Origin of the sequence: Trinickia sp. (genome assembly GCF_051961175.1) — a bacterium.
In the GTDB taxonomy this organism is placed as follows: domain Bacteria; phylum Pseudomonadota; class Gammaproteobacteria; order Burkholderiales; family Burkholderiaceae; genus Trinickia.
This window is the reverse complement of the sequence record NZ_JBQCDN010000183.1, coordinates 1-3,414: the sequence shown is the minus strand read 5'-3', so window position 1 is coordinate 3,414 and position 3,414 is coordinate 1. Positions and strand designations below refer to the sequence as shown.

Genomic DNA, 3,414 nt, shown 5'->3' with positions numbered 1-3,414 from the left:
CGCACGTCAGCCCCGTTATGGATTCCCACCCGCTCCCGCCCGCCCCGTCATCACCGCCGCCACCGCCCGCGCCGCCCCGGCGCCGCCGCTGGGTGACGCGATTCGTCCTCTGGTGTCTCGGAACGGTCGCGGCCACCGCGCTCGGCGGCGCGCTCGCGCTGCTCTATGCGCTGATCATGGCCACGCCGCGTTTGCCGGCCCTCGATGCGCTCACCGACTATCGCCCGAAAGTGCCGCTGCGCATCTATACCGCCGATCACGTTCTGATCGGCGAGTTCGGCGAAGAACGGCGCGACGTGGTTCGCATCGCACAGGTGCCGCCGTATTTGAAGCAAGCCATCCTCGCGATCGAAGATGCGCGCTTCTACGATCATGGCGGGGTGGATCTGGCCGGGGTGGCACGCGCGGGCGTGGCGGCGCTGACGAACGGTCACGCGACGCAAGGCGCGAGCACCATCACGATGCAAGTGGCGCGCAATTTCTTTCTGTCGAGCGAGAAAACCTATACGCGCAAAATTTACGAGATGCTGCTCGCCTACAAGATCGAGCGTGAGCTGACAAAGGATCAGATTCTCGAGGTCTACATGAATCAGATCTATCTCGGACAACGCGCATACGGTTTCGCATCGGCCGCGCGCGTCTACTTCGGCAAGGACATCGCCCACATCACGCTGGCCGAGGCGGCCATGCTCGCCGGGTTGCCCAAAGCGCCGTCGGCCTACAACCCCGTCGTCAACCCGGCGCGCGCCAAGGTCCGTCAGCAGTACATCCTGCAACGCATGCTGGCGTTGCGCGACATCACGCGCGCGCAGTACGACGACGCCGTCGCCGAGCCACTGGCCCTCGCCGCGGCACCCGCCCAGCAGTTCAGCGTGCATGCCGAGTACGTGGCCGAAATGGTCCGGCAGGCGATGGTCGCTCAGTACCACGACGAGGCATACACGCGCGGCTTGAGCGTCGTGACGACGATCGATTCGGGCAGCCAGGACACCGCCTACCGAGCCTTGCGCACGGGCCTTTTGGGCTACGACGCCCGGCGCGGCTATCGTGGCCCCGAGGCTTACGTCGACCTGCCGGCCGACGCCGGCGCGCGCGCCGACGCCATCGCAGCGGCACTCGACAAGTACCCCGACAACGGCGAAATCGTTGCGGGTGTCGTCACGTCGTCGGACGCAGGTCAGGTGCAGGCGGTCCTCGCCGACGGCACGCGCGCGACGGTGAGCGGCGACGGCTTGCGTTTCGCGCTGGGTTCGCTCGCCGCCGGCGCGAAGGGCGGCAACCGCATACGCCCGGGCGCCATCGTGCGGCTGAGCAAGAGCGACACGGGCGTCTGGTCGATCGTTCAGTTGCCGCAGGTCGAAGGCGCGTTCGTTTCGATCGTGCCGCAGTATGGGGCGATTCGCGCGCTCGTCGGCGGGTTCGACTTCGGCAAGAACAAGTTCAATCACGTGACGCAGGCGTGGCGACAGCCGGGATCGAGCTTCAAGCCGTTCATCTATTCGGCGTCGCTCGACAAAGGTCTCGGCCCTGCCACGATCATCAACGACGCCCCGCTCTATTTCAGCGCCGCGGAAACGGGCGGACGCCCATGGGAGCCGAAGAACTACGGTGGTCGCTTCGACGGCCCGATGACGATGCGCACAGCGTTGCAGAAGTCGCGCAACCTCGTCTCGATCCGCATCCTGGCCCACATCGGCACGCATTACGCCCAGGACTACATCACGCGTTTCGGGTTCGATGCCGATAAACATCCGCCCTACCTGCCCATGGCGCTCGGGGCCGGCCTGGTCACCCCGCTACAGATGGCCGGGGCTTACTCCGTCTTCGCGAACGGCGGCTACCGCGTCAATCCTTATCTCATTTCGGAGGTCACGGATCTCGATGGCATCGTACTCGCGCGAGCGCAGCCGATCGTCGCCGAGCGCGACGCGCCGCGCGCCATCGATGCGCGCAACGACTACGTGATGAACAGCTTGCTGCAAAGCGTGGCGCAGCGCGGAACGGGCGCGAAATCGAACGCGCTCGGACGCAAGGATCTGGCCGGCAAGACAGGCACGACGAACGATTCGCGCGACGCCTGGTTCGCCGGCTATCAACACTCGCTGGCGGCCATCGCGTGGATCGGCTACGACGCGCCGCGAGGCCTCGGCGACCGTGAGACGGGAGGCGGTTTGGCGTTGCCCGTGTGGATGGATTACATGGCGCAAGCGCTGAAAGGCGTTCCTGAATATCAGATGCCGACGCCATCCGATGTTGCATCGGTTGGCGGCGAACTCTATTTCGATACCTTCCTGCCGGGGCAGGGATTTGTTCCGACGGTCGGCATCAGCGCAGCGGCGCTGCATCCCGAAGAAGTGAAGGACGTCGAGGATGCAGCGCCGGTGCGAACCGGCGAGCACGCCGGAGCGGCCAACCCGCCGGCCGCGGTGCGCCAGAACGAGCCGATTGCGGCACCCTCGCCGCTCATCTCACCGTGAGCGGCAGCGCGGCATCGATAGGCGAACGCGCCGGTTCTCGAGCGCGCCAGCTTCAGGGTGGGGCGAAGTCAGCTGGAAAACGTCACACGCTCGCCCGCTTGCTGGGAGGCGTAATCGGAGAGCGATTCAAAGAATTCGCGGCCGTTGCGCGTGTCGAGCCATTGGCCGTCAACGAATTTGAAGTGAAAGCCGCCAGCCTTCGCCGCGATCCAGATTTCCTGCATCGGGGGTTGCAGGTTGACGATGATCTTCGAGCCGTTCTCGAATTCGAGTGTCAGCACGTTGCCGCTGCGATCGAGTTCGATGTCGGCGTCGTTGTCGTCGATGGCCGCCTCGATACTCGAGAGTACGGCTTCCGCACGGGAAAGGTAGTCGCTGTCGGTCATGCTAAACTCCGCCGGTTAAACTCACAGCTCCTCAGAGACAGTCATGCGAGTCGTTTTCAGGATGAGCGCGATTGTATCGGCTTTGGCCGTTGCGACAAGCGCGGCACTGACCGGATGCGGTCAACGCGGGCCGCTTTATCTGCCCACCGTCCCGCCGCTGCCTGAGAATCCCGCTCTCCAAACCGCGCCTTCGGCATCGGAGGCGCGCGCCGATTCGCAAGCCGCATCCGGGGCATCCGGCACGGATGCGCCCACTCCGCTCCAACTGGCGCCCGCCGATTCGCTGCGCGCCACGCCGAAGGCGAACGAGGCCGCGCCGCCCGCCGCTTCGAGCCCGGCACCCAATCAATAACGCAGGACTTTCGCATGTCTCACTCCGCCTTCGCCTATGTCGACGGCGTGCTGCACGCCGAAGGCGTCAGCGCCGTTACGCTCGCCGAACGTTTCGGCACGCCGCTGTTCGTGTACTCGCGCGCGGCACTCACCGCGGCCTATCAAGCCTACGCGCAAGCCTGCGCGGGTCATCGAGCGGCGGTGCACGTCTCGGTCAA

3 protein-coding genes and 1 pseudogene are annotated in these 3,414 nt (G+C 65.6%); 3 read left to right on the top strand and 1 reads right to left on the bottom strand.

Translation table 11 applies throughout. From position 1 onward, the window contains the following. Positions 1 to 17: 17 nt before the first annotated feature. Positions 18 to 2,477 carry a penicillin-binding protein 1A gene (locus ACTHL0_RS10360; RefSeq protein WP_440566639.1) on the top strand — a complete coding sequence of 820 codons (2,460 nt, stop codon included), beginning with the start codon at positions 18 to 20 and terminating at the stop codon, positions 2,475 to 2,477. 68 nt (positions 2,478 to 2,545) lie between these two features. On the opposite strand, the gene cyaY is transcribed toward ACTHL0_RS10360, so the two are convergent. After that, positions 2,546 to 2,863, bottom strand: a complete 318-nt coding sequence (gene cyaY / locus ACTHL0_RS10355; RefSeq protein ID WP_440566638.1) for an iron donor protein CyaY — start codon at positions 2,861 to 2,863, stop codon at positions 2,546 to 2,548. 43 nt (positions 2,864 to 2,906) lie between these two features. On the opposite strand from cyaY, the gene lptM reads away from it, so the two are divergent. Further along, positions 2,907 to 3,215, top strand: a complete 309-nt coding sequence (gene lptM, locus ACTHL0_RS10350) for an LPS translocon maturation chaperone LptM (protein WP_440566637.1) — start codon at positions 2,907 to 2,909, stop codon at positions 3,213 to 3,215. Positions 3,216 to 3,229: 14 nt separating this feature from the next. Next, a pseudogene (locus tag ACTHL0_RS10345) lies at positions 3,230 to 3,414 on the top strand (diaminopimelate decarboxylase); the annotation flags it as partial.